19 protein-coding genes are annotated in these 15,117 nt (G+C 70.3%); 9 read left to right on the top strand and 10 right to left on the bottom strand.

Annotated features, from left to right (window positions below):
• Nucleotides 1–55 precede the first annotated feature (55 nt).
• Together JYK18_RS07770 and JYK18_RS07765 are read right to left on the bottom strand one after the other, a co-directional pair.
• Nucleotides 56–817 (bottom strand): SDR family oxidoreductase, encoded by a 762-nt coding sequence (locus tag JYK18_RS07770; RefSeq protein WP_206801453.1) that lies wholly within the window; start codon nt 815–817, stop codon nt 56–58.
• Nucleotides 814–1,644, bottom strand: coding sequence for an alpha/beta fold hydrolase (locus tag JYK18_RS07765; RefSeq protein WP_206801452.1), 831 nt, complete (start codon nt 1,642–1,644; stop codon nt 814–816). The genes JYK18_RS07770 and JYK18_RS07765 overlap by 4 nt, the downstream gene beginning before the upstream one ends.
• A gap of 101 nt (nt 1,645–1,745) precedes the next feature.
• Between JYK18_RS07765 and JYK18_RS07760 the strand changes: the two genes are divergently transcribed.
• Nucleotides 1,746–3,083 (top strand): PLP-dependent aminotransferase family protein, encoded by a 1,338-nt coding sequence (locus JYK18_RS07760; protein ID WP_206801451.1) that lies wholly within the window; start codon nt 1,746–1,748, stop codon nt 3,081–3,083.
• Nucleotides 3,084–3,127: 44 nt separating this feature from the next.
• The gene (locus JYK18_RS07755; RefSeq protein ID WP_206801450.1) at nt 3,128–4,105 is read left to right on the top strand and encodes an ABC transporter substrate-binding protein; all 978 of its coding nucleotides are present in this window, start codon (nt 3,128–3,130) and stop codon (nt 4,103–4,105) included.
• Here the strand turns inward: JYK18_RS07755 and JYK18_RS07750 are convergent.
• Together JYK18_RS07750 and JYK18_RS07745 are read right to left on the bottom strand one after the other, a co-directional pair.
• Nucleotides 4,070–4,612, bottom strand: coding sequence for a DUF4865 family protein (locus tag JYK18_RS07750; protein ID WP_206801449.1), 543 nt, complete (start codon nt 4,610–4,612; stop codon nt 4,070–4,072). The two genes, JYK18_RS07755 and JYK18_RS07750, sit on opposite strands and share 36 nt — an antisense overlap.
• Nucleotides 4,612–5,169 carry a TetR/AcrR family transcriptional regulator gene (locus tag JYK18_RS07745; RefSeq protein ID WP_206801448.1) on the bottom strand — a complete coding sequence of 186 codons (558 nt, stop codon included), beginning with the start codon at nt 5,167–5,169 and terminating at the stop codon, nt 4,612–4,614. The genes JYK18_RS07750 and JYK18_RS07745 overlap by 1 nt, the downstream gene beginning before the upstream one ends.
• 114 nt (nt 5,170–5,283) lie before the next feature.
• On the opposite strand from JYK18_RS07745, the gene JYK18_RS07740 reads away from it, so the two are divergent.
• The 5 genes from JYK18_RS07740 (at nt 5,284) to JYK18_RS07720 (ending at nt 8,159) form a co-directional block, all read left to right on the top strand.
• Nucleotides 5,284–5,880 carry an isochorismatase family protein gene (locus tag JYK18_RS07740; protein ID WP_206801447.1) on the top strand — a complete coding sequence of 199 codons (597 nt, stop codon included), beginning with the start codon at nt 5,284–5,286 and terminating at the stop codon, nt 5,878–5,880.
• Nucleotides 5,877–6,782, top strand: coding sequence for a GlxA family transcriptional regulator (locus tag JYK18_RS07735; RefSeq protein ID WP_206801446.1), 906 nt, complete (start codon nt 5,877–5,879; stop codon nt 6,780–6,782). Before JYK18_RS07740 ends, JYK18_RS07735 begins: the two co-directional genes overlap by 4 nt.
• 77 nt (nt 6,783–6,859) lie before the next feature.
• Nucleotides 6,860–7,585, top strand: a complete 726-nt coding sequence (locus JYK18_RS07730; protein ID WP_242579001.1) for a VOC family protein — start codon at nt 6,860–6,862, stop codon at nt 7,583–7,585.
• Nucleotides 7,586–7,686: 101 nt separating this feature from the next.
• Nucleotides 7,687–7,965: an HPr family phosphocarrier protein gene (locus JYK18_RS07725; RefSeq protein ID WP_153029072.1), complete on the top strand. Its 279-nt coding sequence runs from the start codon at nt 7,687–7,689 to the stop codon at nt 7,963–7,965.
• 44 nt (nt 7,966–8,009) lie between these two features.
• Nucleotides 8,010–8,159, top strand: coding sequence for a hypothetical protein (locus JYK18_RS07720; protein ID WP_206801444.1), 150 nt, complete (start codon nt 8,010–8,012; stop codon nt 8,157–8,159).
• Between the two features lie 25 nt (nt 8,160–8,184).
• On the opposite strand, the gene JYK18_RS07715 is transcribed toward JYK18_RS07720, so the two are convergent.
• Nucleotides 8,185–8,532, bottom strand: a complete 348-nt coding sequence (locus JYK18_RS07715) for a hypothetical protein (RefSeq protein WP_206801443.1) — start codon at nt 8,530–8,532, stop codon at nt 8,185–8,187.
• The gene (locus JYK18_RS07710; protein WP_206801442.1) at nt 8,516–9,403 is read right to left on the bottom strand and encodes an alpha/beta fold hydrolase; all 888 of its coding nucleotides are present in this window, start codon (nt 9,401–9,403) and stop codon (nt 8,516–8,518) included. Before JYK18_RS07710 ends, JYK18_RS07715 begins: the two co-directional genes overlap by 17 nt.
• Nucleotides 9,404–9,532: 129 nt before the next feature.
• Between JYK18_RS07710 and JYK18_RS07705 the strand changes: the two genes are divergently transcribed.
• Nucleotides 9,533–9,955: a YciI family protein gene (locus JYK18_RS07705; protein ID WP_206801441.1), complete on the top strand. Its 423-nt coding sequence runs from the start codon at nt 9,533–9,535 to the stop codon at nt 9,953–9,955.
• On the opposite strand, the gene JYK18_RS07700 is transcribed toward JYK18_RS07705, so the two are convergent.
• From JYK18_RS07700 to JYK18_RS07690, 3 genes are all read right to left on the bottom strand, one after another.
• Nucleotides 9,952–10,875 (bottom strand): NADP-dependent oxidoreductase, encoded by a 924-nt coding sequence (locus tag JYK18_RS07700; RefSeq protein WP_206801440.1) that lies wholly within the window; start codon nt 10,873–10,875, stop codon nt 9,952–9,954. The genes JYK18_RS07705 and JYK18_RS07700 overlap by 4 nt on opposite strands.
• 10 nt (nt 10,876–10,885) lie before the next feature.
• On the bottom strand, nt 10,886–11,782 hold the full coding sequence (locus tag JYK18_RS07695) for a zinc-binding dehydrogenase (protein WP_242578999.1): 897 nt from the start codon (nt 11,780–11,782) through the stop codon (nt 10,886–10,888).
• A gap of 82 nt (nt 11,783–11,864) precedes the next feature.
• A complete protein-coding gene (locus JYK18_RS07690; protein WP_307795814.1) occupies nt 11,865–12,956 on the bottom strand; it encodes an epoxide hydrolase in 1,092 nt (363 codons plus the stop codon).
• A gap of 95 nt (nt 12,957–13,051) precedes the next feature.
• On the opposite strand from JYK18_RS07690, the gene JYK18_RS07685 reads away from it, so the two are divergent.
• Nucleotides 13,052–13,693, top strand: coding sequence for a TetR/AcrR family transcriptional regulator (locus JYK18_RS07685; RefSeq protein ID WP_206801439.1), 642 nt, complete (start codon nt 13,052–13,054; stop codon nt 13,691–13,693).
• Here JYK18_RS07685 and JYK18_RS07680 read toward each other — a convergent pair.
• Nucleotides 13,690–14,985 (bottom strand): Fic family protein, encoded by a 1,296-nt coding sequence (locus JYK18_RS07680; RefSeq protein ID WP_206801438.1) that lies wholly within the window; start codon nt 14,983–14,985, stop codon nt 13,690–13,692. The genes JYK18_RS07685 and JYK18_RS07680 overlap by 4 nt on opposite strands.
• Between the last annotated feature and the right edge of the window lie 132 nt (nt 14,986–15,117).

Here is a 15,117-nt window from a genome sequence, read left to right as displayed (position 1 = left end):
CGCAGTGAAAGCCACATTCACTGCATCTCTCCGGCGACCCAAGCCACCTGGTGAACTAAGAGCGGTGCACCTGGAACGGCGAGAAGCTCTGCTCCACCGGCATCAGCTCGAGCACGTTCACGTTCACGTGCGCCGGCTGCGAGGTCACCCAGTGCACCGACTCGGCGATGTCCTCCGCGCTCAGCGGCCGCATCCCCGAGTAGACCTGGTCCGCGCGGTCCTGGTTCCCCTCGAACCGCACCACCGAGAACTCCGTCCCGCCCACCATGCCGGGCTCGATGGAGGTGACCCGCACGCCCGTGCCGTGCAGATCACTGCGCAGGTTCAGGCTGAACTGGTGCACAAAAGCCTTGGTCGCCCCGTACACGTTCCCGCCGGGGTACGGGTACGTGCCCGCCACCGAACCCAGGTTCACCACGTGCCCCCGCCCGCGTTCGACCATGCCGGGCAGGGCGGCCCGCGAGCAGTGCACCAGACCGGCGCAGTTCGTGTCGATCATCTGCTGCCAGTCGTCCGGGTCGGCCTTCTGCGCCGGGTTCAGGCCCTTGGCCAGGCCCGCGTTGTTGACCAGCACATCCACCTCGGCGAACGCCGATGGCAACTCGGCGAAGGCGGCGTACACCGCGTCCCGGTCGCGCACGTCGAGTTCCAGCGGGTGCACCGAGTCACCGAGTTCTGCGGCGAGTTCGGCGAGCTTGTCCGCCCGGCGGGCGGTGGCGACCACGCGTGCGCCCTCGGCGGCGAACCGCCGGACGATGGCGGCGCCGAAACCCGCGCTGGCCCCGGTGACAAAGACGGTTTTCTGTCGCGTACTCACGAGCCGAACCGTACTTCCCCGTCCGGGCCGCCCGCGACCGAAGAGAGAAAGGCCTCAAGCGCGCCGTCGAACTCCTCGCGCCGTTCGAGGTTGGGCATGTGCGCTGCCCCCTCGACCACCACCAGCCGCGAGCCGCGGATGCGCCGGTGCATCAGTTCCGCGTCGGCGACCGGGGTGTATTCGTCGTCGGAGCCGACCACGATCAGCGTGGGCACCTCGACCGAACCCAGCGATTCCACGTAGTCGAGCCGCTCCGCCCGCCCGCGCAACGCGGCGGCCGCGCCCTCGGCCGGTGCCCCGCGCATCATGCCGAGCACGTGCTTGCCGACTTCGGGCAACGCCTCGAGGTTGTGCGGCGCGACCATCTTCGGCAGCACCTCCTCGGCGTACCCGGCAAGACCTTCGCGCAGCAACCGGTCCGCCACCGAGTTCCGCAGTCTTTTGCCCGCGGAAGTCTCTCCGACCGGGGAGGTGTCGGCGAGCACGAGCCCGCGCACCCGCGACGGGAACAGCCGGTGGAACTCCATCACGATCTGCCCGCCCATCGACAGCCCGCCGAGCACGATCCGGCCAACGCCGAGCCGGTCGAGCAGTTCACCGAGGTCGCGGGCGAACGTCTCCAGGTGCGTCTTGCCCGGCACCACGGTCGTCTCGCCGTACCCGCGCAGGTCGGGCGCGATCACCCGCCACTCCGGCCCGGCGAACCGCTCGACCTGCGGCGCCCACATGGACCGGTCGAAGGGGTGTCCGTGCACCAGCACCAACGGCTCGCCGGTGCCTTCATCGGTGTACGCCACCGAAATTGCACCGAGGTCAATTCTACTCATTTCCCCTGCTCTCCACGGCTGTAGTTGACAATCGCAGGCTAGCTCGCGGTACATTGTCGAGGCAATGAAAACAATTATCTCGGTGCAATTCGGGACAATGCATGGATGACTTCCGACTGATCGCCGATCGCCTCGCCGCCGACATCAACGAGGGCAGGCTCCGCCCCGGCGACCGCCTGCCGCCGCAACGCCGGTTCGCCCGCGACCACCGCATCGCTGCCTCGACCGCGACGCGCGTCTACGGCGAACTGGTCCGGCGCGGGCTGGCGGTCGGTGAGGTCGGCCGCGGCACGTTCATCCGCGCCGCGCGGCCACTCGCCGAGCCCGCGCTGGCCGAGCCCGCCACCGCGCCGATCGACCTCGAACTGAACTTCCCGCTGCTGCCCGGGCAGGCGGACCTGCTGGCGAAGAGCCTCAGCGGCCTGGTTCGCGCCGACGCGCTCGGGCAGAGCCTGCAACCGGCCACCCCCGCGGGCACGCCGGCCGTGCGCGAAGCCTCGGCCAAGGCACTCGCCCGCGGCGGCTGGGCACCCGAACCGGAGCAGATTCTCTTGGCGGGCAACGGAAGGCAGGCGATCGCGGCCGCCTTCTCCGCGCTGGCCGGGGTCGGCGAGCGCATCGGCGTCGAGGCACTGACCTACCCGGTGGTGAAGGCGATCGCCGCCCGCCTCGGCATCACGCTGGTCCCGATCGAGGTGGACGCCGACGGCATGGTGCCCGACGCCGTGCGCGCGGCCCACCGGACCAGCCCGCTTCGCGCGGTGTACGTGCAACCCGCCGTGCAGAACCCGCTCGGCATCACGATGTCCGCCGAACGACGACGCGCGCTGATCGAGGTACTGACCGAACTCGACCTGCCCGCGATCGAGGACGGCGTCAACGGCTTCCTTCGCGCCGACCTGCCACCGCTGCGAGCGCTCGCGCCCGAGCAGGTGATGTTGGTGGACAGCCTGTCGAAGCGCCTCGCCCCGGGCACGAGCCTCGGGTTCCTCGTGCCGCCCGCGCGGTTCGCCGACCGGGTGGGCGCCGCGTTGCGGTCGGGCGGGTGGACCGCGTTGCGGTTCGCCATGGAGGTCGCGACGCGCTGCCTGGCCGACGGCACGCTCGCGCGGATCGAGGCGGCGAAGCGCGAGGACGCGCGAGCTCGGCAGCAGTTGCGGGCCGACTGCCTCAAGGAGTTCACCGTGCGCGCCGATCCGGGTTCGTACCACTGCTGGTGGGAGTTGCCGGAGCAGTGGCGGGCGGAGACCTTCGTCGGCGCGGCCGCGCGGCGGGGCATCGCGGTGAGCCCGGCGGCGGCGTTCACCATCGGCGCCGGGCACGCGCCGAGCGCGGTGCGGCTCGCTCTCAGCTGCCCGCCGGTGGACCAGCTGCGGACGGCGCTCGACCAACTCGCCGGCCTCGCCCGCGGGACCGCCGAGGACGCCGGGATCGAGTGAGCACGCCCCTTGCCTCCCTCGGTAAGGCAAGGTTAGCCTAACCCGTGCTCAAAAGATCATTCGCGCTGGTGGCGCTGGTCGTGCTGACGCTCGCGGGCTGTGCCTCGAACCCGGAACCCGCGGCCGAGGGGGACGCGGCGTTCTCGGTGACGATGAAACACGCGTTCGGCGAGACCACCTTCACCAAGAAGCCGCAGCGCGTGGTGGCGCTCGGCTACAACGACGTCGCCGTGGCCACCGGGCTGGGCCTCAACGTGGTCGGCGCGGTGAAGGGGTACGACCCGGCCGTGCCGCAGGCGCCGTACCTGACCGCGCAGCTCGGCCCGGACGTGCTCGCGCTGGACATGCTGGCCCCCAGTTTCGAGAAGGTGGCGGCCTACCGGCCGGACGTGATCCTGGCCGTCTCGATGCCCTCGCTCGACGCGCCCACCTACGAGAAGCTGAGCCAGATCGCACCGACGCTGCCCTTCGAGACTTCGTTGTACAGCGCGCCGATGCAGGACGACGCGCTGCGGATCGGCCGGGCCGTCGGGGACGAGGCCGGGGCGCAGCGCCTGGTCGACGCGGCGGCCGCCGAGGTCGCGAAGGTCAAGTCCGAACTCCCGGGGCTGGCCGGGAAGTCGTACCTGTTCGGCCAGGCCAGGGGTGAGGTGCTGCCACTGGTGATCGGCAAGGAGAGCCAGTCCACGCGGTTCATGAACTCGCTGGGCATGAAGATCCCGGACGCGCTCGCGAACGTCGAGACCAGCGCGCAACTCGCGCCCGGCACCATCGGCCTGTCCTACGAGCGGGTGGAAACGCTCGACACCGCCGACGCGTTGTTCATGACCTTCGTCAGCCCGGCCGACAAGACCACCTTCGAGGGCAACTCGCTGGTGCAACGGCTGAAGGTGGTCACCGAGGGCCGGTACCAGGGCGTCACCTCGGAGACCGCGAACATGCTGCAGGCGCCGAACGTGGTCGGGGTGAAGTGGCTGCTCGACCAGCTACGCCCGACGCTGACCCGGATCGGACAGGTGTAGCACCCGGTAGTGGATGCCCTGCCGCGCCGGGACTTCCCCGGCGTGCAGGGTGAACCGCGTCAGTTCCCAGCGACGCAGGTCGATGGCGAGCACGGTGGCGTACACCGAGTCGCCGACGGTGTCCGTGCGGGCGCGGGCCACCGCGTCGGCGGGCGCCTCGCCGTCCACAATGGACTCCGAGGTGCGGACGGCGGTGGTGGCCGTGCGCGCCGGTCCGCGCACCACCTCGACGCCGAGCCAGTGCGAGATCGGCGGCCTGCCGAAGCTGTCGCAGAGGCCGCGGAAGCCGTCGCTCCACAGGAACCGGTTCATCGCCTCGCCCGAATCCCACCAGTAGAACGGCGCGTACTGGTTGACCCCGTGCTCCTCGCGCTCGCGCACGCAGTACGCCTTGAACCCGAGGCCGGCGAAGTCGTCGAGCGCGCTGCCCCTGGTCGCCACGCGGTGCCGGATGATGCCCATGTCGTAGTCGGCGGGCAGGGTGATCTCGTACTGCATCGCCTGCATCACGGCCGCCTGACGAGCAGGTTCAGCACCCCGTCGACGGCGCGGTCGAACCCTTCCGGCGAGCCGGAAGCCAGCGCCAGCACGTACCCGCCCTGCAGCGTGGCGACCACGGTGGCCGCGGTGTCACGCGGGTCCAGTCCGGTGAACTCGCCGTCGGCCTGGCCTTCGATGATCACTTCGGCGAGCCGGTTGCGCAGCCAGTCGAAGGTTTCCTCGACCGGGCGGCGGAGTTCGGGGCTGCCGACCACTTCCGGGTCCTGGGTGAGCCTGCCGATCGGGCAGCCGCGCACCATGTCGCGCTCGCGGCGCACGTAGGCGGTGATGCGCTCAGATGCCTTGCCGGGCCCGGAAAGTTCGGCTTCGGCCTTCGCCCGGAGGTCTTCGGCCGTGCGTTCGATCGCGGCCAGCGCGAGTTCGGGCTTGCCGTCGAAGTGGTGGTACATGCTGCCCTGCCCGGCGCCCGCGTGCTGCTGGATGGCCTTCGGGCTGGTGCCGACGTACCCGCGCGTCCAGAGCAACTCGCGCGTGCTCTCGATCAACCTGTCGCGCGTGTCCATGGGCTGAACCGTACATACCAGTAGGTACAAAAGCCAGTGCGGTGACCGGATCGGTCCGCATCGAGGCCTGATCCGGCCTGTCGCCGGAGCCGGGGGACGGTCAGGCTGGGTGGCATGAACAGAGCCCTTCTGGTGATCGACGTCCAGGAATCGTTCCGGCAGCGGGACAACTGGCGGCACGTCTCGGCCCCGGACATCGTCGAGCGGGTCAACCGGCTGGTGACCGCCGCCCGCGCCGACGGCGACCTGGTGGTCTGGGTGTTGCACGACGAGCCCGGCACGGGGAACGTCTTCGACCCGGCGAGCGGGTTCGTCCGGCTGATGGACGGGCTCGAACCGGAGCCCGGCGAGCCGCTGCTGCACAAGACCGCGCACAACGCCTTCACCACCACCAACCTCCAGCAGACGCTGACCGCGCGGGGTGTGCGCGAGGTGGTGGTCTGCGGCATCCGCACCGAACAGTGCTGCGAGACCACCGCGCGCGTCGCCTCCGATCTCGGCTACGACGTCACCTTCGTCACCGAGGCGACGGCCACCACGCCGCTGGGGCACTGGACGGCGCCCGTCGACCGGACCGCGGACGAGGTGCTCGCCGACCCGCGCACGCTCCGGGTGGAGGAGGTCATCGCGCGGACCGAGTACGCACTGGCCGGCCGGTTCGCCACCATCCGGACCATCGACGAGGTGGCGGGTACGCTGACCGGATCGTGACCACTGTCGCCTTCCTGCTGGTGCCGGAGCTGCACCTGCTCGACCTCGCCGGCCCGGCCCAGGTGTTCTCCAGCGCCGCGGACCTCGGACTGGGCTACCGCCTGCGTTACCTCGCCGAACGGCCGGAAGTGCCGACGGCACAAGGGGTTCCGCTCGGCGCCGAGGTGGCCTGGCCGACGCTGACCAGGGACGACCTGCTGTTCGTCCCTGGCTGGCGCGCGCCGGAACTGCGGCACAACGGGCCCATCGCGCCGGAAACGCTGGCCTGGATCCGCGCGCACCACCGCGCCGGCGGCCTGGTGGCCAGCGTTTGCGCCGGGGCCGACGCGCTCGGCCGGGCCGGGTTGCTCGACGGCCGCCGCTGCACCACCCACCACGGCCTCCAGGACGAGCTGGCTCGCCGCTACCCGCTGGCCACCGTGGTGCGCGACGTGCTCTACGTGACCGACGGCCGGGTGGTCACCTCGGCCGGGATCGCCAGCGGCATCGACCTCTCCCTGCACCTGATCGCGATGCGCCACGGGCCCGGCTTCGCCGCGCGGATCGCCCGCGAGATGGTCGTCTACGCCCGGCGCAACGGCGAGGAACCGCAGGCCAGCTCGATGATGCGGCACCGGGACCACCTCAACGACGCGGTGCACCGCATCCAGGACCTGATCGACGAGCGCTTCGCCGAACGCCTGCTCCTCGCCGACCTCGCGCGGACGGCCGGGTGCAGCGAGCGCACGGTCACCCGGTTGTTCGGCCGGGTCACCGGCTTGACCCCGCTGCGGTACCAGCAGGTCCTGCGCCTCGAACGCGCCGAGCACCTGATCGGGCAGGGCATGACCGTCGAGCACGCGGCCAGGTCGGTCGGCTTCGAGGACGCGCGCATGTTGCGCCGCCTGCGTTCGCGGGCCTGACGCACTCCAGTTTGAGTACGCCGCGTGCTAGGCTCGCTCGTCTACTCAAATTTGAGTGAACTCCCGGAGGTAGTCCCATGGAGAAGATGATTCCGCTGCTGCCCTGCACCTCCATCAACGAAACGCTGGACTTCTACGGTTCGCTCGGCTTCGAGGTCACCTACCGGCAGCAGGCGCCGAACGTGTACGCGGCGCTCGCCTTCGAAGGCATCGACCTGCACTTCTACGTGCTGAAGGGCTTGGTGCCGCAAGACAACTTCAGCACCTGCTACGTGGTGACCGACCGCGTGGACGTGTTGTACGAGCGGTTCACCGGCGGGCTGCGGGCGGCGCTGGGCAAGTTGCCTTCGCGTGGCTTTCCGCGGGTGAACCCGGTGAAGAACCTGCGGTCCGGCAACCGCCAGTTCATCGTGATCGACCCGTCGGGCAACTACGTCCGCATCGGCCAGCCGATCGCGGAGCAGACCAACGGGCTGGCCAAGGGGCCGCTCGGCGGGCCGAAACTGGCCCGCACGCTGGAGACCGCGACCATGTTCGCCGACTCGCACGACGACCCGGAATCCGCCGTGCGCGTGCTCGACCGCGCACTGGCGCTCGACGAGGAAGTGCCTGCGGCGCTGCGGTTCCGCGCGCTGGTGTTGCGCGCCGATCTGGCCGTGCGGCTGGGCGCGGACGAGGAAGCCGTCGCGTTCTTGTCCGAAGTGGACAAAATCGATCCGGAAGCGGGGCCGGCGGTGGCTGACGAGCGTCGGCGCGTCCAGGACCTGCGGGAACAGCTACTCGATCGGGTGAAGCAGACGTGAAACAACCTCAACGCACATAAACCAACGCCAAACGCTTGATAACCAACATGGCCGCCGTTACGCTGAGGAGGCACCTGGTTCCTGATCGAAAGGACGGAAGCGTGCTCAGCACACGAGTCACCATCGGGTCCTCCGTCGGCCTGCACGCGCGCCCGGCCCGCCTGCTCGCCGAAGCCGCGGGGAAGCAGACCGCCTCCGTCCGGATCGGCCGCTCCGAAGACGCACTGGTCGACGCCGCCAGCATTCTCGCGGTGATGTCGCTTGGCGTCGGCGGTGGCGAGGACGTGGTGCTGGTGGTGGAGGGCGAAGGCGCGGAGGAGACGCTGCGCGAGCTGTCCGAGCTGCTGGCCCAGGACCTCGACGCCGCCGTCCCCGCCTGATCAACTAGCCGAAGTACTAGTCCTGCTCATGCATCGTGGACCGCGTGACAGCACTCGAAGTGGTACTGGCAGGCGGTTCGGAACTGTTCAACGCGGACGGATGCCCGCTCGACGTCGATGACCTGGACGCGGCCGAAGAGGTCGAATTCGTCCGGTCCACCGAACCACCACGAGCGGCGGGATGCGCCGAGTGACCCCCAGCGCTCGGCGCGTCCCGCGTCACCCCGGCCGAGCCGTGACCAGGAAGGCTCGGCCGGAGGGCAGCTCCTCCAGCAACGTTTTCCGCTGAGTGAAGCCGTTTTCGGCCAGGGTCGCGGACAACGCCCGCGCGGTCGCCTCAGCCGCCGACGCGGACAGCGGCTGGTAGCCGAACTTGGCCTCTTGCGGGGAAACCACCTCGAAGGACGCCGCCGACCGGTTGATCGCCAGGATCGAGCCGCTGTTGAGCTTCTCCAGCACCAGGGTCACCGCGACGCCGTGACCGCAGCCGATCTCCAGCACCCGGTCCGACGGCCGCACCCGCATGCGGTCCACCGTCCACACCAGACGGTCAGCGGGCGGTGGCATCGAGGCTCGCCAGCGTGTGCGCGGTGACCTCGTCGGTCAGTCGCTGGTGGATCGCGGTGGCCAGGTGGTGGCCCATGCCGGGAATGGTGATCAGCCGCGCGTCCGGCAGCACCTCGGCGAGGTGCCGCGCGTGCGGTGGCGGGTGGATCGGGTCGAGCGGGGCCTCGACGACCAGCGCGGGTGTGGTCAGGCCCGGCAGGTCGGCAGCCCGCGTGGTCCAGTCCTGCCGGATCGAACCGTGCGGGTGCTCGGCCACCGGCTCAACGGGATCCGCGTGCGCGCGGGCGGTGGCGAGTCGCCGCACCAGCTCGGCTTCGTCGAACGGCAGCTCGTCACCGGAAAGCCGCCGGTAGAACTCCACTTCCGAGATGTCCGTGGGATTGAACGCCATTTCGACGAACCAGCGCTTCGGCGTGGGCAGGCCGTCGAGCGTGGGTTCGCCGGTCAGCGCGCGCTCCCAGTTGCCGAAGAAGTCCACGTCCATCGCGCAACTGCCGAGCAGGGTCATCGCGAACAGCCGCTCGCGGTGGTCGAGGGCGAGCAGCTGGCTGATCGCCGAGCCCATGCCGAACCCGAGCGCGTGCGCCCGGTCGACGTCCCAGGCGTCGAGCACGGCGACCGCGTCGCGGGCGAGGTCGTCGAAGTCGTAGGGGGCCGCGGGGAATTCGCGGTGGGTGGACCGGCCGGTGTCGCGGTAGTCGTAGCGGAGGACCAGGTGACCGGCTTCGGCCAGCAGGCGCACCAGGTTCTGCGGCCAGTCCATCGACGACTGGCAGTCGCCGGCGTTCAGCAGCAGGGCCGGTGCCCCCGCGTCGCCGATCGCCTGGGTCCACAGCTCGACGTCGCCGGATCGGGTGATTCGTTCGCGCATGCGGCCGAAGCTACGCAGGGGGAAAGCGCACGTGCACAGAGAAATTTGCGGAGGGGAATGCGCGGCGACTGTTGCGTTCCGTTGTCCGAGGGGGAGGCTGGGGTTCGTCACGTTCGAGGGAGAGAACACATGAGATTCATGGTCCTGCTGAAGTCCGACGAGGGCGAAGCGCAGACCGGCCGCGCACCCACCGAGGCCGAGATGACCGAGATGGCGAAGTTCAACGAGGAACTCGTCGGGGCCGGGGTGCTGATCACCGGTGAGGGGCTGGCGCCCAGCTCGCAGGGGGCCAAGGTCAAGCTCAGCAAGGACGGCGCGACCGTCACCGACGGGCCGTTCACCGAGGCCAAGGAGCTGATCGCCGGCTTCTGGATGCTCGACGTGCCGTCGCTCGAAGAGGCGATCAGCTGGGTGAAGCGCATCCCCGGCCCCGAGCAGGAGGTGGAGATCCGGCGGGTGCTCGAGGCCGAGGACTTCGGCGAGGCCTTCACCCCGGAACTCCAGGAGAAGGAAGCCAAGATGCGCGCCGCGGTGGCCGAGCAGCGCGACTAAGCCACGCGGTAGACGATCTTCCCCAGCACATGGCCGTCTTCGCTGAGCCGGTGCGCGTCGGCGGCCTGTGCCAGGGGGAAGGTCTTCGCCACGGGCAGGCGCAGCCGCCCGCTTCGCAGCAGTGGCAGCGCTTCGGTGAACACCTCCGCCGCGGGCACGGTGTCGGCACCACCGCTGCTGAAGTGGACGCCGGTTTCGGCGGTGTCACCGCCGGCGATGGTCACCACCTTGGCCGGGTCGCCGGTCAGCGCGACCGACTCCGCCAGCACGCCGCGGCCGGAGGCGTCGAGCACCGCGTCGATCCCGTTCGGCGCGGCCTCTCGCACCCGGTCGACCCAGCCGTCGCCATAGGTCACCGGTCGCACGCCCAGCTCGCGCAGGAACTCGTGCCGTCCCTGGCTGGCCGTGCCGACCACGGTCAGCCCGCGCGCGATCGCCAGCTGGCTCGCCACCAGCCCGACCGCGCCCGCCGCCGCGTGCACCAGCAACGTCTGTCCTGAGTGGACATCCAGGTAGCGCAGCACGCGCACGCTGGTCTCCGCGGCCACCGGCAGCGCGGCGGCTTCCTCGAACCCGAGCCAGTCCGGCTTGGGCACGAGGTTCGCGGCCTTGGCGATGGCGTGCGTGGCGGCCGCACCACCACCGACGTTGCCGAACACCTCGTCGCCGGGGGCGACGGTGTCCACGTCGGGCCCGACCGCCTCGACCACCCCGGCCGCTTCGATCCCGGTGCCCCTCGGCGCGGCCAGTTCCTCGCCGGGGGTGAACGCGCCGCTGCGGATCTTCCAGTCGATCGGGTTCATCCCGGCGGCGTGCACCACGATCCGGACTTCGCCGGGACCCGGTTCGGGCAACGTGATTTCTTGGAGTTCGAGTACTTCGGGGCCGCCGTATTCGGCGTACCGGATTGCCTGGGCCATCATGTCCTCTTCACGCGAGCAACAGGGTCTTGCCGAGCACCGCCCGGCTTTCCATGGTGGCGTGCGCGTCGGCCGCGCGCGCGAGCGGGAACGTCCGCCCGATCACCGGTTTCACCCGATCCGCCGCCGCTTCATCCAGCACCCGGGCGACCAGGTCGCGCAATTCCGCCGGGCCGAACTGCACCTGTTCGATCCCGGTCACCTCGATCCGGCGGCGATCGGCTTCGTCGATTTCGGTGAACGCGCCACTCGGCACACCGTAGGCGAAGAAGTGGCGGGTGGCCGTGTGGAAGGCGGCGCGGCCGATTTCCCCGCCGACGCCATCGAAGACCACGTCCACTTCGAGGCCGTCCGTCCAGTTCTCGGTGGTGTAGTCAATCGCTTCGGCGGCACCGAGTTCTCGGGCCAGCTCCAGCTTCTCGGTTCCCCTGGCGGCCGCGGTCACGTGTGCGCCGGCCGCCTTGGCCAACTGCACGAGGAGGGTGCCGAGGCCGCCGGCCGCGGCGGTGACCAGGACGCGGGTGCCCGGCTGGAGCTTCGCCGCGTCGATCAGGCTCAACGCCGCCGGTCCGGTCTGGAGCAGTGCCGCGGCCGTCCGCGTGTCGAGGCCGCCGGGGATCTCCACCAGGTTGGCCGCCGGGACGAGCGCCTGTTCCGCGTACCCGCCGCCGTCGATCCCGGCGACCACGTCCTTGCCCACCCAGGCCGGGTCGACGCCTTCGCCGGTGGACAGCACGCGCCCGGCCACGCCGGTGCCCGGGGTGTAGGGCGGCGCCAGGCCGAAGTACTCGGCGCCCCAGCCGCCGCGCAGTTGCGCCTCCAGGAACAGGACGTCGGCGACGGCGACGCCGACCACCACCTGCCCCGGCCCCGCGACCGGGGCCGGGACCTCTTCCACCCGCAGCATTTCGGGTCCCCCGAACCCCTTGACCCGAACCGCTCGCATCGTTGTCATGGGTCCGAGGATTCAACCTCTAGCTTGGTAGAGGTCAATCAATCGTGGCGAAGAAGTCCCGCACGTCCGCGGCGAGCACCTCCGGCGCCTCGTGCGCGGCGTAGTGGCCGCCGGTGTCGTAGGAGTTCCAGCTGGTGATCCGGTGGTGGTCGCGCTCGGCGAACCGGCGGATCGACTGGAAGTCGCCGGCGAACATGGCCAGCCCGGTCGGCGTGGTGGTGGGCTCGGTGGGTTGCTCCGTGGCGTGCGCGTCCTCGTAGTAGAACCGGATGGCCGAGCCGGAAGTGCCGGTCAGCCAGTGGATGGCCACGTTGCCCACGACGAACGCCGGGTCGAGGGATTCGCCGAACAGCTGCGCGTTCCAGGCGAGCAGGCCGACCGGGGAATCGGCGAGCGCGAAGGCCAGCGTCTGCGGCGACTGGCTGTGCAGCTGGTTGAAGGCGAAGTGGTTGTCGTAGAACCACTGGAGGTGCTTGAGCGCGGCCTGGTCCGCCTCGCTCAGGTCGGCCATTTCGGCGGGGTCGCCGGAGGGGAACGAGAAGAGCTGCGTGACGTGCACGCCGATGACGTGCTCGGGGTCGATCCGCCCGATCTCCGGCGAGATCAGCGAACCGCCGTCGTTGCCGACCGCGCCGTACCGCTGGTAACCGAGGCGCTTCATCAGCTCGGCCCAGGCGCGGGCGGTCCGGTAGCGGTTCCAGCCGGGGGTGCGGGTCGGGCCGGAGAAGCCGAAGCCGGGCAGGGACGGGATGACCAGGTGGAACGCCGGGCCGTCGGCGGGCTCGGTGAGCAGCTCGATGACGTCGAGGTACTCCAGGATCGTGCCGGGCCAGCCGTGGCTGAGGATCAGCGGCGTCGCGTCCTCGCGGGACGAGCGGACGTGCAGGAAGTGGATGTCCTCGCCGTCGATCTCGGTGGTGAACTGCGGGTACGCGTTCAGCCGGGCTTCCAGCGCGCGCCAGTCGAACTCCTCGCGCCAGTAGCGCAGCAGCTCGCGGACGCGGTCGACCGGCATGCCGTACGCGGTGCCGATGCTGGGGAGCTCGTTCGGGAGGAACGCGTGCTCGAGGCGGTCGGCGAGGGTGTCGAGGGCGGTCTGGGGGATCTCGACGCGGAAGGGGATCACGGGGGCTCCTCGGTGGCTGTTCTGGAACGGAATGTTTTGTTCTGATTGAACCGTAGCAGAGCGGAACGATCTGTTCCAGTGGTAATCTCGGTGGCATGTCCACTACGCAGAGCAGCGGCCTGTCGGGTCGCCGTCAGCAGGCCGCGCAGAACGACGGCATCATCCTCGACGCGGCGCGCGAGGTCTTCCTGGCCGATCCGAAGGCGCCGGTGTCGGCCGTGGCGAAGCGGGCGGGGGTGGGCATCAGCGCGTTGTACCGGCGGTACCCGGGCAAGGAGGACCTGCTGCGGCACCTGTGCCACGAGGGGCTGCGCCGGTACAACGCCGAGGCCGAGGCCGCCTTGCAGGAGCCGGACGCCGCCGCGGCGTTCACCGGTTTTGTCGAGCGCGTGGTCGACGCCGACGTGCACTCGCTGACCGTGCACCTGGCGGGCACCTTCACCCCGACCGCGGAGATGGGCGCCGACGCGATGCGCGCCAACGAACTCGCGACCACCCTGCTTTCGCGGGCAAAAGACGCCGGCGCCGTGCGCGAGGACGCGGTGCCGCAGGACATCGGGCTGGCGCTGGAAGCCTGCTCGGCCATCCGGGCCCCCGACGCCACCCGAACCCGCGAACTCCGGCGGCGCGTGCTGGCCATGCTGCTGCGCACCCTGTCGACGGTGGAAGACGCCCCACTGCCGGGCCCGGCCCCTCGGCCGGGCGAGCTGAGCGGCCGCTGGAAACCGGAAAACTAGTTCTGCGGTCGGGCTGGAACTGCTCTGCCGGGCTTCGCCTTCCGGGTGTCCCACTGTGTGCTGGCCAGTTCGCGTTCGGCGAAGGTGAGCAGGTCGAACACCTCGTTCGCGAGATAGCCGGTGGTGCCGCGATCCACCTGTTTCCGGCTCAGGATCCCGGCTTCGGCGAACTCCTCCAGCGCGGTGCGCGCGGCCGGGAACGACACTCCCAGCGCACGCTCGGCCGTCCTCGTGGTGAGCACCGGGATCTCCGGCAACGCGATCAGGAGTTTCGCCGAGGCCGAGTTGGCCCGAGGCTGACTACGAACCCCCTGGCCCGAGCGGTATTCCGCCAGTCGGCGTTGCCAGTGCCGGGTGAGTTCCTCGATCGCCTCGCTGAACTTGTCCGCCTGGGTGGCCGCGGCGTCAGCCGCTTCGAGAAAGGTGGCCAGCCACGCCGCGATCCCCGCGCGGGCCGCTGCCGAGGTCGACGGGCCCTGGTAGCGGTATGAGTTCAACCCGTCGATGTAGGCGCGGGAACGGGTCAGCAACACCAGGCTGATCGGGAGAATCGCGCCCGGGGTGAGGCCGCGACGCACGAGCACGGTGTGGATGAGCGCGCGGCCCACGCGGCCGTTGCCGTCGGTGTACGGGTGGATGGTCTCGAACTGGGCGTGGGCGAGCGCTGCCTGGACGAGTGGCGCATGGGCGCCGCCGTTGAGGTAGGCGGTCAGGTCTGCCATGAGTGGTTCGACCAGAGCCGGTTTCGGCGGCACGAAGTCGGCGTCCACGGGACTCCAGTCGCTTCCGCCGATCCAGTTCTGGACCTCTCGGAGTCCCTGGTGCTTTTCGTCCGGCAGGAGGGCGCGGTGCAGCGCGTCGATGCCGGGGAGGTCGAGCGCCGGCGCGGTCGCCAGCGCGGTGGTGGCCTGCTTGAGCGCGTGGATGTTGTTCGCCACCAAGGCCGCGTTTCCGGTGAAACCGCGGGTCACCGAGTGGTCGGTCTGGGCGAGTTCGGCGAGTGCGACCTGCTGGGCGGAGACCTGCAGCCCTTCGATCCGGGAGGAGGCGAGTGCCTCCGAGCGGAGGAGGAAGCGCGCGAGTCCTTCGAGGCACCTCGATCGCGGCGAGGTCGCCAGCCGCCGGACGCTCGCCTCGACCTCCTGGGCGCGGACACTGAGCGCGGGGTCGAGCATCAGCGGGCGTTCCGTCAGGCCGTCCGGGATGTAGGACCGGTATCGGCCGCCTCGCCGCGAACTCCGCGTGGGGCCGTCGAAGGACGGCTCCCAGCGCTCATCCTGGAATTCGGCCACGCTTGGCTCCCTAACCTTGCATCGATCCACCCGCCATTAAAGTTTAGGGTATCAAGTCTTAATCGCCGCCCTGGTCTGTGCAAGGTAACCGGGAAACCCCTAGAGGTGGCGCCGCTCGGCCCTGCAGGCGCG

It is taken from the genome of Amycolatopsis sp. 195334CR, from assembly GCF_017309385.1.
In the GTDB taxonomy this organism is placed as follows: domain Bacteria; phylum Actinomycetota; class Actinomycetes; order Mycobacteriales; family Pseudonocardiaceae; genus Amycolatopsis.
This window is presented reverse-complemented; position numbering and strand designations above follow the sequence as displayed.

Excerpts from the sequence above, each read along its gene's own strand:
- JYK18_RS07710 (WP_206801442.1), bottom strand. The coding sequence starts at position 9,403 with ATGCGCGAACGAATCACCCGATCCGGCGACGTCGAGCTGTGGACCCAG.
- JYK18_RS07715 (WP_206801443.1), bottom strand. The coding sequence starts at position 8,532 with ATGCCACCGCCCGCTGACCGTCTGGTGTGGACGGTGGACCGCATGCGG.
- JYK18_RS07760 (WP_206801451.1), top strand. The coding sequence starts at position 1,746 with ATGGATGACTTCCGACTGATCGCCGATCGCCTCGCCGCCGACATCAAC.
- JYK18_RS07700 (WP_206801440.1), bottom strand. The coding sequence starts at position 10,875 with ATGGCCCAGGCAATCCGGTACGCCGAATACGGCGGCCCCGAAGTACTC.
- JYK18_RS07745 (WP_206801448.1), bottom strand. The coding sequence starts at position 5,169 with ATGGACACGCGCGACAGGTTGATCGAGAGCACGCGCGAGTTGCTCTGG.
- JYK18_RS07765 (WP_206801452.1), bottom strand. The coding sequence starts at position 1,644 with ATGAGTAGAATTGACCTCGGTGCAATTTCGGTGGCGTACACCGATGAA.
- JYK18_RS07685 (WP_206801439.1), top strand. The coding sequence starts at position 13,052 with ATGTCCACTACGCAGAGCAGCGGCCTGTCGGGTCGCCGTCAGCAGGCC.
- JYK18_RS07730 (WP_242579001.1), top strand. The coding sequence starts at position 6,860 with ATGGAGAAGATGATTCCGCTGCTGCCCTGCACCTCCATCAACGAAACG.
- JYK18_RS07750 (WP_206801449.1), bottom strand. The coding sequence starts at position 4,612 with ATGCAGGCGATGCAGTACGAGATCACCCTGCCCGCCGACTACGACATG.
- JYK18_RS07705 (WP_206801441.1), top strand. The coding sequence starts at position 9,533 with ATGAGATTCATGGTCCTGCTGAAGTCCGACGAGGGCGAAGCGCAGACC.
- JYK18_RS07740 (WP_206801447.1), top strand. The coding sequence starts at position 5,284 with ATGAACAGAGCCCTTCTGGTGATCGACGTCCAGGAATCGTTCCGGCAG.
- JYK18_RS07695 (WP_242578999.1), bottom strand. The coding sequence starts at position 11,782 with ATGCTGCGGGTGGAAGAGGTCCCGGCCCCGGTCGCGGGGCCGGGGCAG.